A 16,432-nucleotide genomic window follows, 5' to 3' on the forward strand; every position below is an offset into this window, starting at 1 on the left:
GCCTGTCGCGTCGGCGGCCTGCGGGGCGCGGGGCGTCGATAAGCCCGAGGGAATCTGAAGGGAAGGCCGAAGGCCTGGACGAAGATGACGAAGGGGTAGTCCGGAGCGAAGGCTCCGGACCGCAATCGTTGCCCCGCGCCCCGCAGGCCGCCGACGCGACAGGCGCCTCAAGAACCTGCACCAACCGCAATAGCCAGCAACATCAAGCCACCCGAGCCCCACCAATAGAAACCACACTCGCACTAAACCCCTTCAACAACTCCTCCCTCCGCAAAGCCACCTTCGCCATCGCCGCCTCCTTCACATGCCCATACCCCCGTATCTCCTCGGGCAAACTCGCCAACGCCACTGCCCGCTCCAGATTCCCGCGATTCAGTTTCGACAGGATCGCGCTCAAGGTCTCCCGGTACTCGCGGATCAGTTCGCGTTCGGCGCGGCGCTCGGCGGTGTAGCCGAACAGGTCCAGCCTTGATCCCCGCAACTTCCGCATCCGCGCCAACAAACCGAAGACCCGCAACATCCCCGGCCCATAGCTGCGCTTGATCAGATGGCCGTCCTTATCCTTGCGCGCAAACAGCGGCGGCGCCAGATGGAAGTGCAGCTTCCAGTCGCCTTCGAACTGCGCCTGCACGCGCTTGAGGAACTCGCCGTCCGAGTACAGGCGCGCCACCTCGTACTCGTCCTTGTAGGCCATCAGCTTGAAGTAGTAGCGCGCCACCGCCAGCGCCAGGCGGTTGGTCCCGGTGGCCTCGCGCTCGGCGCGCGCCACCTTGTCCACCAGCTCCGTGTATTGCCTGGCGTAGGCCGCGTCCTGATAGTCTGTCAGGAACGTCTTGCGCACCGCCACCAATCGCTCCAGCTCACCGGCGGGCTTCTTCAGTTCCAGAACCGGACTGGCGGCGCGCGGGCGCTTGAGTTCGATGATGCCCTCGGGCTGCGATGGCGCGCCGTTGGCGATCAGGCGCTTCACGTCCGCCAGGTCGTGCGCGGCGCGGCGGCCCCAGGCGAAGGCAGTGAGGTTGTTCTGCACCTGCTGGCCGTTCAGTTCGATGGCGCGCAGGAGCGCCTCCTGCGACAGCGGAATCCAGCCCTTCTGGTAGGCATAGCCCATCATCAGCGGATTGGAATAGATCGCGTCGCCCAGCAGGCCCACGGCCAGCGCTACGGCGTCGACGGTGGCCAGGTGCTCCTTGCCGCAAGCGGCCGCCAGGTCGGCGGTCAGGTTGGCGCCCGGCAGCGTCCAGTCCGGATTGCTGACGAAGGCCGCGGTCGGCGCGGTGTCGCTGTTGAGCAGGACGCGCGAACGGTCCGGATTCAGCCGCGCCATGGATTCCGCGCTGGTGGCCACGACCAGGTCGCCGGCCAGCAGCAGGTCGGCCTCGCCCATGGCGACCCGCGTGTTCAGCAGGCGGTCCGGCGTTTGCGCCAGCACCACGTGCGAATACACCGCGCCGCCCTTCTGCGCCAGACCCGCCATGTCCAGCACCGAGCAGCCCTTGCCTTCCAGGTGCGCCGCCATGCCCAGCAACTGGCCGATGGTGACCACGCCCGTGCCGCCCACGCCGACGATGAAAACGCCGTAGGGCTGATGCAGTTCGCGCGCGGCCGGATGCGGCACATCGTCGTCGATGACGCCGTCCTGCGCCAGCGCGCCCGGCTTCTTGAGCTTGCCGCCTTCCACCGTCACGAAGCTGGGGCAAAAGCCCTTCAGACAGGAGAAATCCTTGTTGCAGCTGGACTGGTTGATCGTGCGCTTGCGGCCGAACTCGGTGTCCAAGGGTTCCACCGACAGGCAGTGCGATTTCTGCGAACAGTCGCCGCAGCCTTCGCACACGCGTTCGTTGATGAGCACGCGGCGGGCCGGATCGGGGTAGGCGTTGCGCTTGCGGCGGCGGCGCTTCTCGGTGGCGCAGGTCTGGTCATAGATCAGCACCGATACCGCGGGATGCTCGCGCAGTTCGCGCATCACGGCGTCCAGCTCGTCGCGGTGCCTGACCGGCACGCCCGGCGCCAGCCCTTCGATGCGTTTGTACTTTTCGGGATCGTCCGTGACCACGATGATCTTCTTGACGCCCTCGGCCTCCATCTGGCGGCTGATCATCGGCACGCTCAAGGGGCCGTCCACCGGCTGTCCGCCGGTCATCGCCACGGCATCGTTGAACAGGATCTTGTAGGTAATCGGCACCTTGGCCGCCACCGCCGCGCGTATCGCCAGGAGGCCCGAATGGAAGTAAGTGCCGTCGCCCAGGTTGGCGAACACGTGCTTTTCCTCGGTGAACGGCGCCTGCCCCACCCAGGGCACGCCCTCGCCGCCCATCTGCGTGTAGACATCAGTGCTGCGGTCCATCCACCTGACCATGTAATGGCAACCTATGCCGGCCATCCCGCGCGAGCCTTCCGGCAGGCGGGTCGAGGTGTTGTGCGGACAGCCCGAACAGAACCAGGGCTTGCGCTCTTCGACCACACGCGGGCGCGCCAGCGCCTGTTCGCGGCCGCTGATGAAGGCCAGGCGCGCCTCGATGCCGGCGCGCACGTCCTTGGGCAATTCGAAGCGCAGCAGGCGCGCGGCGATGGCGCGCGCGACCATGGCGGGCGAGAACTCGTAGTGCGCTGGCAGCAGCCAGTTGCCTTGCGGCACCGACCATTCGCCGCCATCCTTGTCGTCGAACTTGCCGACCACGCGCGGAATCTTCTTGCCGCTGCCGATCCAGCTGAACAGTTCCTCCTTCAGCTGGTACTCCAGCACCTGGCGCTTTTCCTCGACCACCAGGATCTCGTCCAGGCCCTCGGCGAAGCGCTGCATGCCGGTGGACTCCAGCGGCCAGACCATGCCCACCTTGAACAGGCGCAGGCCGATGCGCTGGCATACGGCCTCGGACAGCCCCAGGTCGGACAGCGCCTGGCGCGTGTCCAGGTAGGCCTTGCCCGAGGTCATGATGCCGAAGCGCGCATCGCGCTGCGGCACCTTCCAGAGTTCGCGGTTGAGCTGGTTGGCGCGGGCATAGGCCAACGCGGCATAGAGCTTGTAGTCCAGCAGGCGGGCCTCCTGCTGCAGCGGCGTGTCGGGCAGCCGGATGTTCAGGCCGTCGGCCGGCAGCTGGAAGTCCTGCGGCAGCAGGATCTGCACGCGGTGCGGATCCACGTCCACCGACGCCGAGACTTCGACGATGTCGGTGATGCACTTCATGCCCACCCAGACGCCCGCGTAGCGGCTCATCGCCCAGCCATGCAGCCCGTAGTCCAGCACTTCCTGCACGCTGGACGGAAACAGCGCGGGAATCATGCAGGCCTTGAGGATGTGGTCGCTCTGGTGCGGCAGGGTCGAGGACTTGGCGGGGTGGTCATCACCGGCCACCACCAGCACGCCGCCGTGGCGCGAGGTGCCGGCGGCATTGGCGTGCTTGAAGACGTCGCCGCAGCGGTCCACGCCGGGCCCCTTGCCGTACCACATGCCGAACACGCCGTCATACTTGGCGCCCGGGAACAGGTTGACCTGCTGCGAGCCCCACACCGCGGTGGCGGCCAGGTCCTCGTTGATGCCGGGCTGGAACTCGACGTGGTGGGCCTTCAGGTACTTGGCCGCCTTCCACATGTTCTGGTCCACGCCGCCCAGCGGAGACCCGCGGTAGCCGGACACGAAGCCCGCCGTGTTCAGTCCGGCGCGCGCATCGCGCACGCGCTGCATCATGGGCAGGCGGACCAGGGCGTGGATGCCGCTCATCCAGGCGCGCCCGGATTCCAGGGTGTACTTGTCGTCCAGCTGGACGGATTCGAGCGCGGCACGCAAGGCAGGCGTAAGAGGAGCGTTCATGTCTACTCCAAGGGATCCAGGAACCCCGGCCGGCTTACGCGACACCCTCTTGAAGCGCACGCGGGCGAGCAAGGGACGTGAATTGCGGGCGCTGGCGCGCTTCTGTTTCCACTGGTTGTAACCGGTCGCCCCACCCCCGGCAATAGGGCGATGCGATAATTGCCGCCATGGACTTCGCCCCTCGTATCGTCGACTGGCAGCGCCGCCACGGCCGCCACGATCTTCCCTGGCAAAACACCCGGGACCCTTACCGCATCTGGCTCTCGGAGATCATGCTGCAGCAGACGCAGGTGGCGACGGTCATCCCGTACTACGAGCGCTTCCTGCAGCGCTTCCCGGACGTGGCCGCGCTGGCCGCCGCGGCGCAGGAAGACGTGATGCCTTACTGGGCCGGGCTGGGCTACTACGCCCGCGCGCGCAACCTGCACCGCTGCGCGCAAGAGATCGCGCGCGACTGGGGCGGGCGCTTCCCGCCCACGGCTGAAGCCATCGCCACGCTGCCCGGCATCGGCCGCTCCACCGCCGCGGCCATCGCCGCCTTCGCCTACGGCGAGCGCTCGCCCATCCTGGACGGCAACGTCAAGCGCGTGTTCACGCGGCACTTCGGCATCGCCGGCGATCCGACCAAACGCGAAGTCGAACAGAAGCTGTGGGCCTTGGCGGATGCGCAGGTCGAGGCCGCGCCCGGCCTGGACATGGCCGCCTACACGCAGGGACTGATGGACCTGGGCGCCACGCTATGCACGCGCGGCAAGCCCGCCTGCGAGTCCTGCCCCGTCGCGGAAAGCTGCGTGGCCAAGCGCGAAGGCCGCCAGGCCGAACTGCCCACGCCGAAAGCGCGCAAGGCGATCCCCGAACGCGAGACCTGTATGCTGGTCCTGCGGCACGAAGGCGCCTTCCTGCTGCAGCAACGGCCCGAACCCGGCATCTGGGGCGGACTGTGGAGCCTGCCCGAATTCGATGTATCGCAAGACCCGGACAGCGCCTCGCGCGCGTTGGGGCTGGAGCCCGAACAGCGCTTCGAGCTGGCCGCCTTCGCCCACACCTTCACGCACTACCGCCTGCACATCCGGCCCTGGCTGGTGCCGGTGCGCGGGGCCGGCCTGCGCGAGTCCGCAAGACCCGAGCGCTGGGTGCCGGCGGATGAACTGGCATCGGTGGCGCTGCCGGCGCCGGTGAAGAAGCTGCTGCAGGGACTGGTCGACGCAGGCATGCAGGACAGCTTGTTCAAGCTTTGAGCAGCGGCAGCGCAGGCCACTCAGTTGGTCATGCGCGGCAGGTTCGCCGCCTTGATGGCCCGCCCCATCTGCTCGTAGGTGGTGCCGACCATCTTGGCGTAGTCCTGCCCGGACAGCCAAACTGGATCCACGCCCAGCTGCTTATAGGTCTGCTGCAGACGGTCGGAGGCGACGGCCGTTTTTGCCGACTGTTCCAGCCGCGTCCGCACGGACTCTGGCGTGCCCTTGGGCACCGCGAGGCCCAGCCAGGAATCGATCTCGACGTCATAACCGGCCTCTTTCAAGGTGGGCACGTCGGGAAATTCGGGCCAGCGGATCGGGCTCGCGGACGCCAGCAGGCGCAGGCGGCCCGACTGGATGTAGCTGGTCACGTCCGAGGGGTTCTGGACGATGACGTCGACCTGTTTGCCCAATAGGGCCGAGACGGTCTCGCTACCGGACTTGTACGACACCTGCTCGAACTTGGCGCCTGTGACCCGCCCCAGGTCGAACATGGCCAGATTGTTTGGCGCGGACGGCGCACCGAAGAATATGCCCGGGCCTTGCTTGGCCGCCGCAACCAGATCCGCAACGCTCTTGTACGGGGAATCCGCCCGCACCACCACGCCGTAATGGTAGCGGCCGTAAGCCGCGACGAAGTCGAAATCGCGGGCAGCGTAGGAAATCGTCATCAGGTGCGGCATGATGGCGATGGACGACAACGTCACCACGCCCACGTTGTAGCCGTCGGCCGGCTGCTTGGCCACGTAGGCCGGGCCGATGGTGCCCAGCGCCCCAGGCCGGTTGAAGACCACCACAGAGCGGCCCAGGTCCGCTTCCATCGCGCGCGCCAACTCGCGGCTGGCGACGTCGGTGTTGCCGCCTGCCCCGTAGTTGACGGTCAGCGTGACTTCCTTGTCCGGCCATGCCTGGGCCGGCGCCGCTGCCGCGCACAGCGCAGCGGCGGCGGCAACCGCCGCCAGCAATGTTGCTCCTTTCATGCTTGTCTCCTGTTGGTTTTTTGTGCGTGCGGCTGCCTGCTCACGGCATGTAGAAGCCGCCATTGATGTCGAGGATGGCGCCGTTGATGAATCCGGCCTCTTCCGCGGCCAGGAAAACCATGGCTGCGGCCACCTCCTCGGGAGTGCCCAGGCGGCGCACAGGGATCTGCGCCGCGTAGCTCTCGTTCACCGAGGGCGCGGCCTGCTGCGCCATCTCGGTCAGAATGCGCCCCGGCGTGATCGCATTGGCGGTGATACCGTGCGGCCCCATTTCCGCGGCGATCGCGCGGGTCAGGCCCAGCACGCCCGCCTTGGACGCCATGTAGCTGCCGCCCGCCACCAGCGATTTGGCCCGGCCGGCCAGCGAGGATACGTTGACGATGCGCCCCCACTCCTGATCTCGCATGGCGGGCAGCACCATCTGGCACAGCCGCAGGATGGACGTGAGATTGACCTGCAACACGGATTCCCACTCCTCGGTACTGATGTCCAGGATGCCCGAGGAATTGCCGTTGGCCTGCTTGGGCGAAATGCCGGCGTTGTTCATCAGCACCGACACCGGCCCCCAGGCCGCGCGCGCGCTATCAAGCAGCGCCTGCATGGCGGCGTAGTCCGTGACATCGGCGCGCTCGGTGCGCAGCCGGGCGGAGGGGCCTCCCAATTTTTGCGGGTCGACGCCTTCGCGGCTGACCGCGATGACGCGGTAGTCCTTGGCTAGCAGTTGACGCGCGGCCTCCAGGCCGATGCCGCGTCCCGCGCCTGTCACCAGCGCCACTTTGCTCGGATCTTTTTTCATGCCTGCCCCGCCGTGAAGAAGGTGATGGGAGGAAACGCGTTTTCGTCGCACATGACCTCGATCAAGGTGGTCAGTTCCGCACGGCGAGCCTCTCGCAGCGCGCCCGCCAGATCGGACGGCGCCTCGACGCGCACGCCCAGGCAGCCTGCCGCCCGCGCGACCGCGGCGTGATCCACGGGATGGAAATGCACGGCGGAAGTATGGGCGCCGAATTTCACGTTCTCGGCGTGCTTCTGGAAGCCCAGGATGCCGTTGTTGATCACCACCAACGTCACCTTGATGCCCATGCGCCTTGCGGTTTCCAGCTCCGACCAGACGTGGCCGAAGCCGCCGTCGCCCACCACGCAGACCACATGCGCGTCCGGCCGCGCCACCTTGGCGCCCATCGCCATCGGAAAGCCCCAGCCCAAGCCGGCCAGGCCTCGCGGCGTCAGGAAGCGCATGCCCGGCGCCAGCGAGGTCAGGTAGTTGGCGATCCAGATCGACGAATAGCTGGCATCCGCGACCACAATCGTGTCCTGGTCCACATCCTGCCGGATTTCCTCCAGCAGGCGTTCGGGGCGGATCGGCTGCTGGTCCGACAGGCGGACCGCGCGCGACGCCTCCCACGAAGAGGCGCGGCCCGCCTGAATGGCGGCCTCGAGTCCTGCGCGGCGCGATTGCGCTGCCGACAAATCGCGGCTGGCAAGCGCGCGTTGCAAGGCCAGGAGGGTTTCCCGCGCGTCACCTGCCAGGCGCAAGGCTTCGTAGTTGCGGCCGATCTCGGCGCCGTCCACATCGATATGGATGTAGCGGGCGTTCTTGGGATAGAGCTTCCACGAGTCGGTGGCGTTCTGGTTGGTGCGCGAACCCACCAGCAGCACCACGTCGGCGTCCGCGATCAACGGACGCAAGTCGCGGCTGGCGCCGTTAGGGCCCATGAAGTACCCGACCACGCCCAGGGAAAGCGGATGCCGCTCGTCGACGCCGCCCTTGCCCATCACGGTCGTACCCACCGGCAAGTGCGCGGATTCCTGCAACGCGGCCAGGGCCTGGCAGGCGCCGGAAACATGCACGCCGCCGCCGGCGATGACCACCGGCCGCTGCGCCCCGGCCAGCAGGTCGGCGGCGGCCTGGATCGCCTCATCGGCGGCGACATTGCGATCCAAGGGGAAGCGGCCCAGGTTCGCCTGGCGCTGCGTGGCAGCCGCGGCTTCGTTGAGCAAGTCGGCCGGCAGCATCAGCGCGACCGGACCCGGCCGGCCCGAGCAGGCGATGGCAAAAGCCTGGTCCACGTAGTCCTCGACCCGCGACGCCTCGGTCACGCGGCGTACCCATTTGGTGCAAGACGAGAACAAACCGATATGGTCGAACTCCTGGAAGGCGTTCTTGTCGGTCTGATCGCGATTGACGTCCTGCACCAGTGCAATCACCGGAATCGACACTTTGAGCGCTTCGGCTAGCGGTGGCACCAGCAGGGTGGCCGCCGGGCCGTTCTGGGCCGTGACGATAGCGGGCTTGCCGGTAATGCGGGCGTAAGCGTCGGCCATGTAGCCGCCCGCATTCTCGCTGCGATAGGCGACCTGGGTCAGGCCCAATTCCTCGCAGGCCAAATGCAGCATGCTGGGCAGGCTTTGGCCGAATACATGCGTCACGCCATGGCGGATCAGGGCCCTTGCAATCAAGTGGGCCACGGTGCCTTGTTGGGTCAGGCCGGGCGCGGCCAGGGGGTGTAGCGCGGACATTTCATCTCCTTTTATATTTTATAAAATATAGGCCAGACGAAACTCCACGGTCAATAATTTTATTTTTTATAAAATGTAAAGCCGCTGAACGGGGACGGTAGAATCGGGCTGCGCGGGTGACCTCGCACAGAACTTCGCGGCCCGGCCGACCAGGAACACAGGATGACGATCAATTTGGCGCCGATGCAGCGGGAAAACATGACCGCCCGCATTTATCGTGAAATCAAGCAGAAGATCATGATGGGCGAGTTGCGCCCCGGCGACACCATCACCCTGCGCTCCATCACCGACACCCTGGGCGTCAGCCAGACTCCCGTGCGCGAAGCGCTGCTGCAGCTCGTCTCGGAGCGGGCGCTGACGCTCAGCCCCGGCAAGTCGGTCAAGGTACCCGAACTGACCGTGGCGCAACTGCAGGAGCTGCGCAGCATCCGCCTGGAACTTGAATGCTTTGCGGCGCGCCGCGCGGTCCCTCACGCCACGCCGGCGCTGATCGCCGAGTTGCGGGGCATACACGCCAGCCTGATGGCAAGCCGCCAACAGCAGCTCATGGCTCCCGTGCTGGCGCGCAATTTCGATTTCCACTTCGCGCTGTACGCCGCGGCGCAGATGCCTCACCTACTGTTCATGATCGAAAACCTGTGGGTGCAGACGGCGTCGTATCTGTCGTATCTGTACACCCCGCCCTTCCCGGTCCTGCCTGACGGGCATCCGCATGAGGGCATCATTGCGGGCCTGGAAACTGGCGATACGGAAGCCGTGGTGCGCGAAATTCGCCGCGACATCGAAGGCCACGGGGAATTCCTGATCCGCTATCTGACGGCAAACGGCCTGGTGAAGTAAACGCGGCCTGACTGGCTGACAGGCTACGCGCCCCCGCCCAACAGCATCACCAGCTTCAAATCCGGATGCGTCGCCAGCCGGAACGTGATCTGCTGGTAGGCCAGCTTGCCGCGGACCGGATGCTGGAATTCGCGCAGGCCGCCTTCGCGTTCCACCACCGCGTGGCGCGTCCACCAGTGGGCGAACACCGGGCTTTGCCGGTTCAGGCTGTCCAAGAGCGCCAGCACGGCCGGCTCGTCCAGGTGCGCGCCCGCGTCAGCGCGGAACTCCGCCACCACGCGGCGGGCGCGCTGGTCCCAGTCCACCACCAGCTCGCGCGCGGCGGGGTCCAGGAAGATGTAGCGCAGCAGATTCGGTTCGGCATCGCGCACCGGCCAGTTGTCGAACAGGTCGCGCAGCGGCTCGTTGTAGGCCAGCACGTTCCAGGCCCGGTCCAGCACATAAGCCGGAGCGTTGACCGCGTTCACGCATTCCTGCAACGGTCCCGGCGCGCCGGCGTCGTCGCGGCCGTGCTGCGGATCGGCACAGTCGGCCAGGTCGAACAGGTAGGCGCGTTCGGCGCGGGCCAGTTGCAGCACGCCCGCGATGCGCGACCAGACCGAAGGCGATACCGACACTTCCCGCCCCTGTTCGATCCAGGTGTACCAGGTGACGCTGATGCCGCAAAGCTGGGCGACTTCCTCGCGCCGCAGCCCGGGAGTGCGGCGGCGCATGCCGTCGGGCAGGCCGGCCATCTGGGGCGTGATGCGGGAGCGGGCGCTGCGCACGAATTCGCCCAGCGCCTGGCGGCGCAGGGGGGATCCTTCGTGACCAGCGGCGCCGGTCTGGGGGGAAGTAGTCATACCAGGATGAGCAATGGACTTGTACGTGTATGGGTAGCCGCCTATCTTAGCGCCTGGGCCGCCGCTTCCCAACGCTTTCCGCCCCCCGTACCGGCCCCAGCCACCCAAGGATTCCCATGACCGCCAGTACCCATGACGCCGCCGTCGACCGCCAATTCAGCCCGCGCGCGACCGCCTATCTGACCAGCGCCGTACACGCCCAGGGCGAAGACCTGCTGCAGATGGCCGGCATCGCCGTGCAGCACCCCGAAGCCCGGCTGCTGGACCTGGGCTGTGGCGGCGGCCACGTGAGCTTTCACGTGGCGCCGCAGGTCAAACACGTCACCGCCTACGACCTGTCGCAGCAGATGCTGGACGTGGTCGCCGGCGAGGCCGCCAAGCGCGGACTGGCCAATCTGGCCACCCGGCAGGGCAAGGCGGAATACCTGCCCTTCGCCGACGGCGAGTTCGACCTGGTGATGTCGCGCTATTCCACCCACCACTGGCAAGACGCCGGACGCGGCCTGCGCGAAGCCTTCCGCGTCCTGAAGCCGGGCGGCATCGCCGTGTTCGCCGACGTGGTGTCGCCGGGCGAGCCGCTTTTGGACACCTGGCTGCAGACCATCGAAGTGCTGCGCGACACCTCGCACGTGCGCGACTACTCGGTCGCCGAGTGGACCCGCATGCTGACCGAGGCCGGCTTCACGCTGCAGGGCCTGACGCCGCGCCGCCTGCCGCTGGAGTTCCAGTCCTGGGTTACGCGCATGCGCACCCCGGACACGCTGGTGGCGGCGCTGCGCCACATGTTCGGCATCGCGCCGGACGTGGTGCGCGCGCACTTCGAGGTGCAGGACGATGCATCCTTCACCAGCGACACGGCGACCATCGTGGTGAGGAAGCCGGGCTGATTCCTGGAGCGGCGGCGGGACCTGCTCGACAGGGCCCGCTTCCCCCTGTATAGGTACGGGTTCGACAGAATCCCGCACAGGTAAGGAAGCGCCATGTCCGATACGTCCAAACAGCCGTTGTCCGCCGCGTCCGCGGCGAACCTGACCGTCACCGAGGCCGCTGCGCTGATCCGGCAGGGCGGTCTCACCAGCCTCGCGCTGACCCAGGCCTGCCTGGACCGCATCGCGGCCCGCGAGGATCTCAACGCCTTCATCACCGTGGACCGCGAGGGCGCGCTGGCCCAGGCCCGCGCCCGCGACGCGGCCCGTGGCCAGGAAGACCAGGCCGCGCTGCCGCTGGCCGGCGTACCCATCGCCATCAAGGACAACATCCACGTCGCCGGCCTGCCCAACACGGCGGGCACGCCTGCATTGAAGAATTTCCGTCCGGCCGAGGACGCGCCGGTGGTGCGCCGCCTGCGCGAAGCGGGCGCCGTCATCGTGGGCAAGACCAATATGCACGAACTGGCGTTCGGCGTGTCGGGCTACAACATCGCCTTCCCGGGCCCCCATGGCGAGGGCACGCGCAACGCCTACGACGCCCGCCTGATCGCCGGCGGCTCGTCCTCGGGCAGCGGCGCGGCGGTCGGCGCGCGCCTGACGCCGGCCGCATTGGGCACGGACACGGGCGCCTCGGTACGCCTGCCGGCGGCGGTGAACGGCGCGGTGGGCTTTCGCCCTTCGGTGGGCCGTTACGACGGCGCGGGCATCACGCCGATCTCGCATACCCGCGACACGCCGGGACCCATTGCCAACAGCATGGACGACATCGTGCTGCTGGACGCGGTGCTGACGGGCGACCGCCAGCCCTTGTCCGCCCTGCCGCTTACAGGCATGCGCCTGGGCCTGTGCGACTACTTCTGGAAGGATCTGGACCCGCAGGTACAGGCCGTCATGGATGCCGCGCTGGCCAAGCTGCGCGCGGCCGGCGTGCAACTGGTGGAGCTGGACATGCCAGGGTTGGAAGCCAGCAACGCCGCGGTCGGCATGCCGGTCTGCCTGTACGAACAGAAGAGCGACCTGACGGACTATCTCAGCCGCTACCGCACCGGACTCAGTTTTGAACAGGTGGTGGCGCAGATCTCCAGCCCGGACGTCAAAGGGATCTTCGACGGCCTGATCGTGCCTGGCGTGCTGCCTCTACCCACGGGCGAAGTGCTGCCGCTGCAGCCGCTTTATGAACGCGCCATGGCGACGCACCGCGACGAACTCATCGGCGTGTACCGCCGCGCATTCCAGGACCATGCGCTGGACGGCCTGCTGTTTCCCACCGTTCCGATCCAGCCGATGGCGGCCACGCCCGAGGCCAGCAGCTTCGAGAGCTTCGGCCGCCTGGCGCACAACGTCGATCCCGGCAGCAATGCCGGCTTGCCGGGGCTGAGCCTGCCCGCAGGCCTGTCCGCGGACGGGCTGCCGGTGGGATTGGAAGTCGACGGCTTGCCGGGCGCGGACCGCGAAGTGCTGGCGGTCGGGCTGGCGCTGGAAAGCGTGCTGGGGCGCTTGCAGGGGCCGGGACGTTCCGGCGGCTGAGCCGCGCTTCATGCCAAAAAAATCGCCAGCCGGTTTCACAGGCTGGCGATTTTTTTCGCGAGATGACGCGCTGCGCCGGCACTAGCCTTTCAGGCAGGTGCTCATGAAGGTCTTGCGCTTGTCGCCGGTCAGTTGCTGCGAGGTGGCCTTGGCGTTGCAGTCCTTCATCTTCTGCTGCTGCGGCGTGAGTTCCTTGGCGGGCGCGGCGGTTTCGCCCTTCAGGCAGCTGCTCATATAGGTCTTGCGGTCGTCGCCCTTCTTGCCTTCCGCGGACTTGTTGCAGTCGGCCATGCGCTGCTGCTGCGGCGTGGGCGTCTTGGCGGTGGCGGGAGCCGCGGGCGTCTGGGCAAGGGCTGCGCCGGCGAAACAAGCGGTCAACAGAAAGGCCGAGGCCAACTGGCTGGTACGGGAAAGCATGGGTTCCTCCCTTGGCGCCCGCGCGCCTGGATTCAGTCGCAAAGGCGGGCCGCACGATCCGCCGGCCCAATCGCCGGCCCGGTCATGATCGAACAATCCCGGACCCTGCGCAAGAGTATGGAAAGTCAAGAATCGCCAAGGCCTTACATGCCCCTGAAGCCGCGGGCGTCTTCGCCCTTGGACACGCCATCCACGCAGGCGAATTTGCGACCAATCCAAGCACCCTGTTACCCATTCATCCCTTTGCCCCGTTGTGTACAGGACGGGAAAGGTGTGAGATAAGCATGCCCCCAGACGTAGAGGAGGCAATGACCGCCCTGCGGGCCCAAACGGCGCCCGACTCCGCGGCTGCACAGGAGACCATGATGAGACTTGCCCTTGCTTGGTTCGCGCTGCTCGCCGGCCTGTCCGGCGCCGCCGGCGCGCAGAGCCTGGTCTACGGCGTCACGCTGGGCAACGTCCAGGCCGTGCGCGACGTCAACCAGAACGTGTCGGCCATCACCGGGCTGCTATCCAACCAATCGGCGCGGCACATCAACAGCGCCATGCTGACCTTCGTGCTGTACGACGCGCAGAACCGCGAGGTCGGCCGGGTGCGCGACGACGTCGTCGGCCCCCTGGCGCCCGGCCAGATCAAGCAGATCCGGGCCGTCACGCCGCTGCAATTCACCCGCGTCACCGCGCTGGACGTCGACGCCCGCTAGGCGCCCGCTAAGCGCCCATTACCGCCCGCCAGCCAGAAAAAACCCTGATTACCTCAGGGTTTAGACAGCATGGCGCAAGGTCAAGTATGGGAAAATTCAGCTTGTCGACTCAATAAAAGGGGCTTCCACACGAAGCCCCTTGTTGCGTGCGCCGACGCGCCAGCACGCCTGGCTTCAGCTACGAGGAAGAAAAGATCATGTTTCCAAAAAGACTCACCGAAGGCTATCAATCTTTCCTGGGGGGCCGTTTCCCTTCGGAAAGCAGCCGATACCAAAAGCTGGCCGAATCGGGGCAAAACCCGGAAATCCTGATCATCGGGTGCTGCGATTCGCGCGTGTCGCCTGAAGTCATCTTCGACGCCGGCCCCGGCGAGATGTTCGTCGTGCGCAACGTCGCGAACCTGGTCCCGCCCTGTGAGCCCGACTCGGAATCCTCGTACCACGGCACCAGCGCCGCGATCGAATTCGCGGTCAACGGCCTGAACGTCAAGCACATCGTGGTGCTGGGCCACGCTTCCTGCGGCGGCATCCGCTCCTTCTTCGACGATGCCAAGCCCCTGAGCAAGGGCGATTTCATCGGCAAGTGGATGTCGCAGATCGAACCCGTGGCCGAACGCCTGGGCCCCGGCACCGGCGACCGCCAGGCCAACCTGAAGCGGCTGGAACTGGCCGTGGTCGAGCACAGCCTGAACAACCTGATGACCTTCCCGTCCATCCGCCGCCGCGTGGAAAAGGGCGAGCTGGAATTGCACGGCACCTACTTCGGCGTGGCCACCGGCCTGCTGTACCTGCGCGACCCCGCCACCGGCGAATTCAATCCCTGCCTCGATGCGCCCGCGGCCGCAGCCTGAGGCTGGACCGCAGGCGTGCCTTACACCCGGTACGCCTGCGCCAGCCTTTCGTAGTTGTTCTTCAGGATGATGCCCGCGTAATACACGTGTTCGCGCATCAGATCCTCGGCCCGCGCACCGTCGCGGGCGATGATCGCACTGACGATGCGGTGATGGTCGTCATGCGATCGCAGGATGATCCCGTGGTCTTCCCACAGGATGATCCGGTCCGAGGCGTAGGGGATGGCCTGCGCCTGCGTCGCGAAGCGCCGCACCCAGGGGTTGCCCGCCGCTTCCAGGATGCCGTTGTGCAGCGTGATGTTCACCTGCTGGTACGGCAGATGGTCCTCGGCCAGCAAGACGCCCTTGCCCAGGATCCTATCCCCTTCGTCCAGGCAGTTCTTCAGCACCGCGACGGCATCGTTCGATAGCCCGCGCAGGGCTGCCTGGCGACAGGCCAGCCCTTCCAGCGCCGCGCGCACCTCATAGGCCGCCACGATTTCGCCGAGGTCATAAGCGCGCACCGTGTAGCCGCGCTTGGGCAGATGTTCCAGCAAGCCCTCGTTGCCCAGCGTCGCCAGCGCCGCGCGCACCGGCGTGCGCGACACCCCCAGCTTCTCCGCCAACGGGATTTCTTCCAGGCGGGCGCCCGGGCTGAACTTGCCGTGCAGCACCCAGTCCCGCAGCGTGTCGGTAACGTGTTGAGATAGCGTGTCCATAGCCGCATTGTATACATGAAGAATACATAGGGTGCCAGATGCATCGTTGAATTTCGGAACATCTCCGTAAAACACGATGTAAATCAAGCAGAACTCCGGGTAAGCCCCTATACCTGCCACTCATCCATGTATACATAATCGCAAAAAATTCAAACCAGCGGCCATGTCCCACCCTAGGCGGACGGCACGCTACCAGGAGACAGCATGTCCAATGTATCCACGCCGGCCGGCACGGGTCCGGCTCCCCGCCTTGCGCTCGTCACGGGCGGCGGCGGCGGCATAGGCGCCCGCGTCTGCCATGAACTGGCCAGCGCCGGATTCCGCGTCGTGGTCTCGGACGTCGACGCCGGGCGCGCCCGCCGCGTGGCCGACGAGCTGGGTGCGCCGCACGCCTCGCATGCCTTCGACGTCAGCGACGAGAGCTCGGTCGAGAACGCGTTCGAGCAGATCGAAGCACGGCACGGCCCCATCGCCGTGCTCGTCAGCGCCGCTGGGCTGCTGCTGTTCCAGGAAGACGGCGAACGTCCGCTCATCAAGGACACCTCGCTGGACATCTGGGAACGCAGCTTCGCCGTCAACGCCCGCGGCGTGTTCCTGTGCGGCCGCGCCTACCTGCGCCGGCGCGAGGCCGCACCGCTGGCGCACGGCCGCATCGTCACGTTCACCTCTGTCGCGGCGCAGCTGGGCGGCTACCGCTCCAGCGCCTCGTACATCGCTGCCAAGTCCGCGGTGCTGGGCCTGACCAAGGCCATGGCACGCGAATCCGCCCACCTGGGCGTCACGGTCAACGGCATCGCGCCGGGCCTCATCGACACCGACATGCTGCGCAGCACCGTCACCAGCAGCGGCGCGCTGGCTGCCGCCGCGCAAGCCATTCCGCTGGGCCGCATCGGCACCGCGGACGAGGTGGCCGCCGCCGTGCGCTTCCTGGCATCCGAGGAAGCCGGCTACATCACCGGCAGCGTCATCGACGTCAACGGCGGCTACCGCATGCAGTAAGGCATTCCGGCGGCCAGGCCGGCAACGCAGCAAAGCGCCATCCACAAACAAAGGCGCGCACCAAAGAAAACGGGAG

General features: G+C 66.9%; 14 protein-coding genes. 7 read left to right on the top strand and 7 right to left on the bottom strand.

All coding sequences use genetic code 11. From position 1 onward, the window contains the following. Positions 1–202 precede the first annotated feature (202 nt). Complete coding sequence (locus BRO63_RS00550) at positions 203–3,811, bottom strand: indolepyruvate ferredoxin oxidoreductase family protein (RefSeq protein WP_088138045.1); 3,609 nt, start codon at positions 3,809–3,811, stop codon at positions 203–205. A gap of 167 nt (positions 3,812–3,978) precedes the next feature. Here BRO63_RS00550 and mutY point away from each other — a divergent pair, with 167 nt between their 5' ends. Continuing rightward, on the top strand, positions 3,979–5,049 hold the full coding sequence (gene mutY / locus BRO63_RS00555; RefSeq protein WP_179215007.1) for an A/G-specific adenine glycosylase: 1,071 nt from the start codon (positions 3,979–3,981) through the stop codon (positions 5,047–5,049). A gap of 20 nt (positions 5,050–5,069) precedes the next feature. Here mutY and BRO63_RS00560 read toward each other — a convergent pair whose 3' ends face one another. From BRO63_RS00560 to BRO63_RS00570, 3 genes are read right to left on the bottom strand one after another with little or no spacing between them, the layout of a single operon-like run. Then, the gene (locus tag BRO63_RS00560) at positions 5,070–6,029 is read right to left on the bottom strand and encodes a tripartite tricarboxylate transporter substrate binding protein (protein ID WP_088138047.1); all 960 of its coding nucleotides are present in this window, start codon (positions 6,027–6,029) and stop codon (positions 5,070–5,072) included. A 40-nt stretch (positions 6,030–6,069) separates the two neighbouring features. After that, the gene (locus BRO63_RS00565) at positions 6,070–6,825 is read right to left on the bottom strand and encodes a 3-oxoacyl-ACP reductase (RefSeq protein ID WP_088138048.1); all 756 of its coding nucleotides are present in this window, start codon (positions 6,823–6,825) and stop codon (positions 6,070–6,072) included. After that, positions 6,822–8,549, bottom strand: coding sequence for an acetolactate synthase catalytic subunit (locus tag BRO63_RS00570; protein WP_088138049.1), 1,728 nt, complete (start codon positions 8,547–8,549; stop codon positions 6,822–6,824). Before BRO63_RS00570 ends, BRO63_RS00565 begins: the two co-directional genes overlap by 4 nt. A gap of 162 nt (positions 8,550–8,711) precedes the next feature. Between BRO63_RS00570 and BRO63_RS00575 the strand changes: the two genes are divergently transcribed. Next, positions 8,712–9,389, top strand: a complete 678-nt coding sequence (locus BRO63_RS00575) for a GntR family transcriptional regulator (RefSeq protein WP_088138050.1) — start codon at positions 8,712–8,714, stop codon at positions 9,387–9,389. Positions 9,390–9,412: 23 nt separating this feature from the next. Here the strand turns inward: BRO63_RS00575 and BRO63_RS00580 are convergent, their stop codons facing one another. Beyond that, a complete protein-coding gene (locus BRO63_RS00580) occupies positions 9,413–10,231 on the bottom strand; it encodes a helix-turn-helix transcriptional regulator (RefSeq protein ID WP_088138051.1) in 819 nt (272 codons plus the stop codon). A 116-nt stretch (positions 10,232–10,347) separates the two neighbouring features. Between BRO63_RS00580 and BRO63_RS00585 the strand changes: the two genes are divergently transcribed. Both BRO63_RS00585 and iaaH read left to right on the top strand, forming a co-directional pair. Further along, positions 10,348–11,118 (top strand): class I SAM-dependent methyltransferase, encoded by a 771-nt coding sequence (locus BRO63_RS00585; RefSeq protein WP_088138052.1) that lies wholly within the window; start codon positions 10,348–10,350, stop codon positions 11,116–11,118. 93 nt (positions 11,119–11,211) lie between these two features. Continuing rightward, entirely contained in the window at positions 11,212–12,687 is a 1,476-nt protein-coding gene (gene iaaH, locus BRO63_RS00590; protein WP_088138053.1) for an indoleacetamide hydrolase, read from the top strand. 81 nt (positions 12,688–12,768) lie between these two features. On the opposite strand, the gene BRO63_RS00595 is transcribed toward iaaH, so the two are convergent. After that, complete coding sequence (locus BRO63_RS00595) at positions 12,769–13,104, bottom strand: PsiF family protein (RefSeq protein ID WP_088138054.1); 336 nt, start codon at positions 13,102–13,104, stop codon at positions 12,769–12,771. A gap of 365 nt (positions 13,105–13,469) precedes the next feature. Here BRO63_RS00595 and BRO63_RS00600 point away from each other — a divergent pair, with 365 nt between their 5' ends. Next, the gene (locus tag BRO63_RS00600) at positions 13,470–13,808 is read left to right on the top strand and encodes an FxLYD domain-containing protein (protein WP_088138170.1); all 339 of its coding nucleotides are present in this window, start codon (positions 13,470–13,472) and stop codon (positions 13,806–13,808) included. A 197-nt stretch (positions 13,809–14,005) separates the two neighbouring features. Continuing rightward, the gene (locus BRO63_RS00605; protein WP_088138171.1) at positions 14,006–14,659 is read left to right on the top strand and encodes a carbonic anhydrase; all 654 of its coding nucleotides are present in this window, start codon (positions 14,006–14,008) and stop codon (positions 14,657–14,659) included. Between the two features lie 20 nt (positions 14,660–14,679). On the opposite strand, the gene BRO63_RS00610 is transcribed toward BRO63_RS00605, so the two are convergent. Beyond that, the gene (locus BRO63_RS00610; protein WP_088138055.1) at positions 14,680–15,357 is read right to left on the bottom strand and encodes a GntR family transcriptional regulator; all 678 of its coding nucleotides are present in this window, start codon (positions 15,355–15,357) and stop codon (positions 14,680–14,682) included. A 204-nt stretch (positions 15,358–15,561) separates the two neighbouring features. Between BRO63_RS00610 and BRO63_RS00615 the strand changes: the two genes are divergently transcribed. Next, complete coding sequence (locus BRO63_RS00615; protein WP_088138056.1) at positions 15,562–16,356, top strand: SDR family NAD(P)-dependent oxidoreductase; 795 nt, start codon at positions 15,562–15,564, stop codon at positions 16,354–16,356. The last annotated feature ends 76 nt before the right edge of the window (positions 16,357–16,432 follow it).

Origin of the sequence: Achromobacter xylosoxidans (genome assembly GCF_002192695.1) — a bacterium.
GTDB lineage: Bacteria > Pseudomonadota > Gammaproteobacteria > Burkholderiales > Burkholderiaceae_B > Achromobacter > Achromobacter xylosoxidans_C.

Bases quoted from the DNA above. Each gene is read 5' to 3' on its own strand.
- BRO63_RS00550 (WP_088138045.1), bottom strand. From the start codon at position 3,811: ATGAACGCTCCTCTTACGCCTGCCTTGCGTGCCGCGCTCGAATCCGTC.
- mutY (WP_179215007.1), top strand. From the start codon at position 3,979: ATGGACTTCGCCCCTCGTATCGTCGACTGGCAGCGCCGCCACGGCCGC.
- BRO63_RS00560 (WP_088138047.1), bottom strand. From the start codon at position 6,029: ATGAAAGGAGCAACATTGCTGGCGGCGGTTGCCGCCGCCGCTGCGCTG.
- BRO63_RS00565 (WP_088138048.1), bottom strand. From the start codon at position 6,825: ATGAAAAAAGATCCGAGCAAAGTGGCGCTGGTGACAGGCGCGGGACGC.
- BRO63_RS00570 (WP_088138049.1), bottom strand. From the start codon at position 8,549: ATGTCCGCGCTACACCCCCTGGCCGCGCCCGGCCTGACCCAACAAGGC.
- BRO63_RS00575 (WP_088138050.1), top strand. From the start codon at position 8,712: ATGACGATCAATTTGGCGCCGATGCAGCGGGAAAACATGACCGCCCGC.
- BRO63_RS00580 (WP_088138051.1), bottom strand. From the start codon at position 10,231: ATGACTACTTCCCCCCAGACCGGCGCCGCTGGTCACGAAGGATCCCCC.
- BRO63_RS00585 (WP_088138052.1), top strand. From the start codon at position 10,348: ATGACCGCCAGTACCCATGACGCCGCCGTCGACCGCCAATTCAGCCCG.
- iaaH (WP_088138053.1), top strand. From the start codon at position 11,212: ATGTCCGATACGTCCAAACAGCCGTTGTCCGCCGCGTCCGCGGCGAAC.
- BRO63_RS00595 (WP_088138054.1), bottom strand. From the start codon at position 13,104: ATGCTTTCCCGTACCAGCCAGTTGGCCTCGGCCTTTCTGTTGACCGCT.
- BRO63_RS00600 (WP_088138170.1), top strand. From the start codon at position 13,470: ATGAGACTTGCCCTTGCTTGGTTCGCGCTGCTCGCCGGCCTGTCCGGC.
- BRO63_RS00605 (WP_088138171.1), top strand. From the start codon at position 14,006: ATGTTTCCAAAAAGACTCACCGAAGGCTATCAATCTTTCCTGGGGGGC.
- BRO63_RS00610 (WP_088138055.1), bottom strand. From the start codon at position 15,357: ATGGACACGCTATCTCAACACGTTACCGACACGCTGCGGGACTGGGTG.
- BRO63_RS00615 (WP_088138056.1), top strand. From the start codon at position 15,562: ATGTCCAATGTATCCACGCCGGCCGGCACGGGTCCGGCTCCCCGCCTT.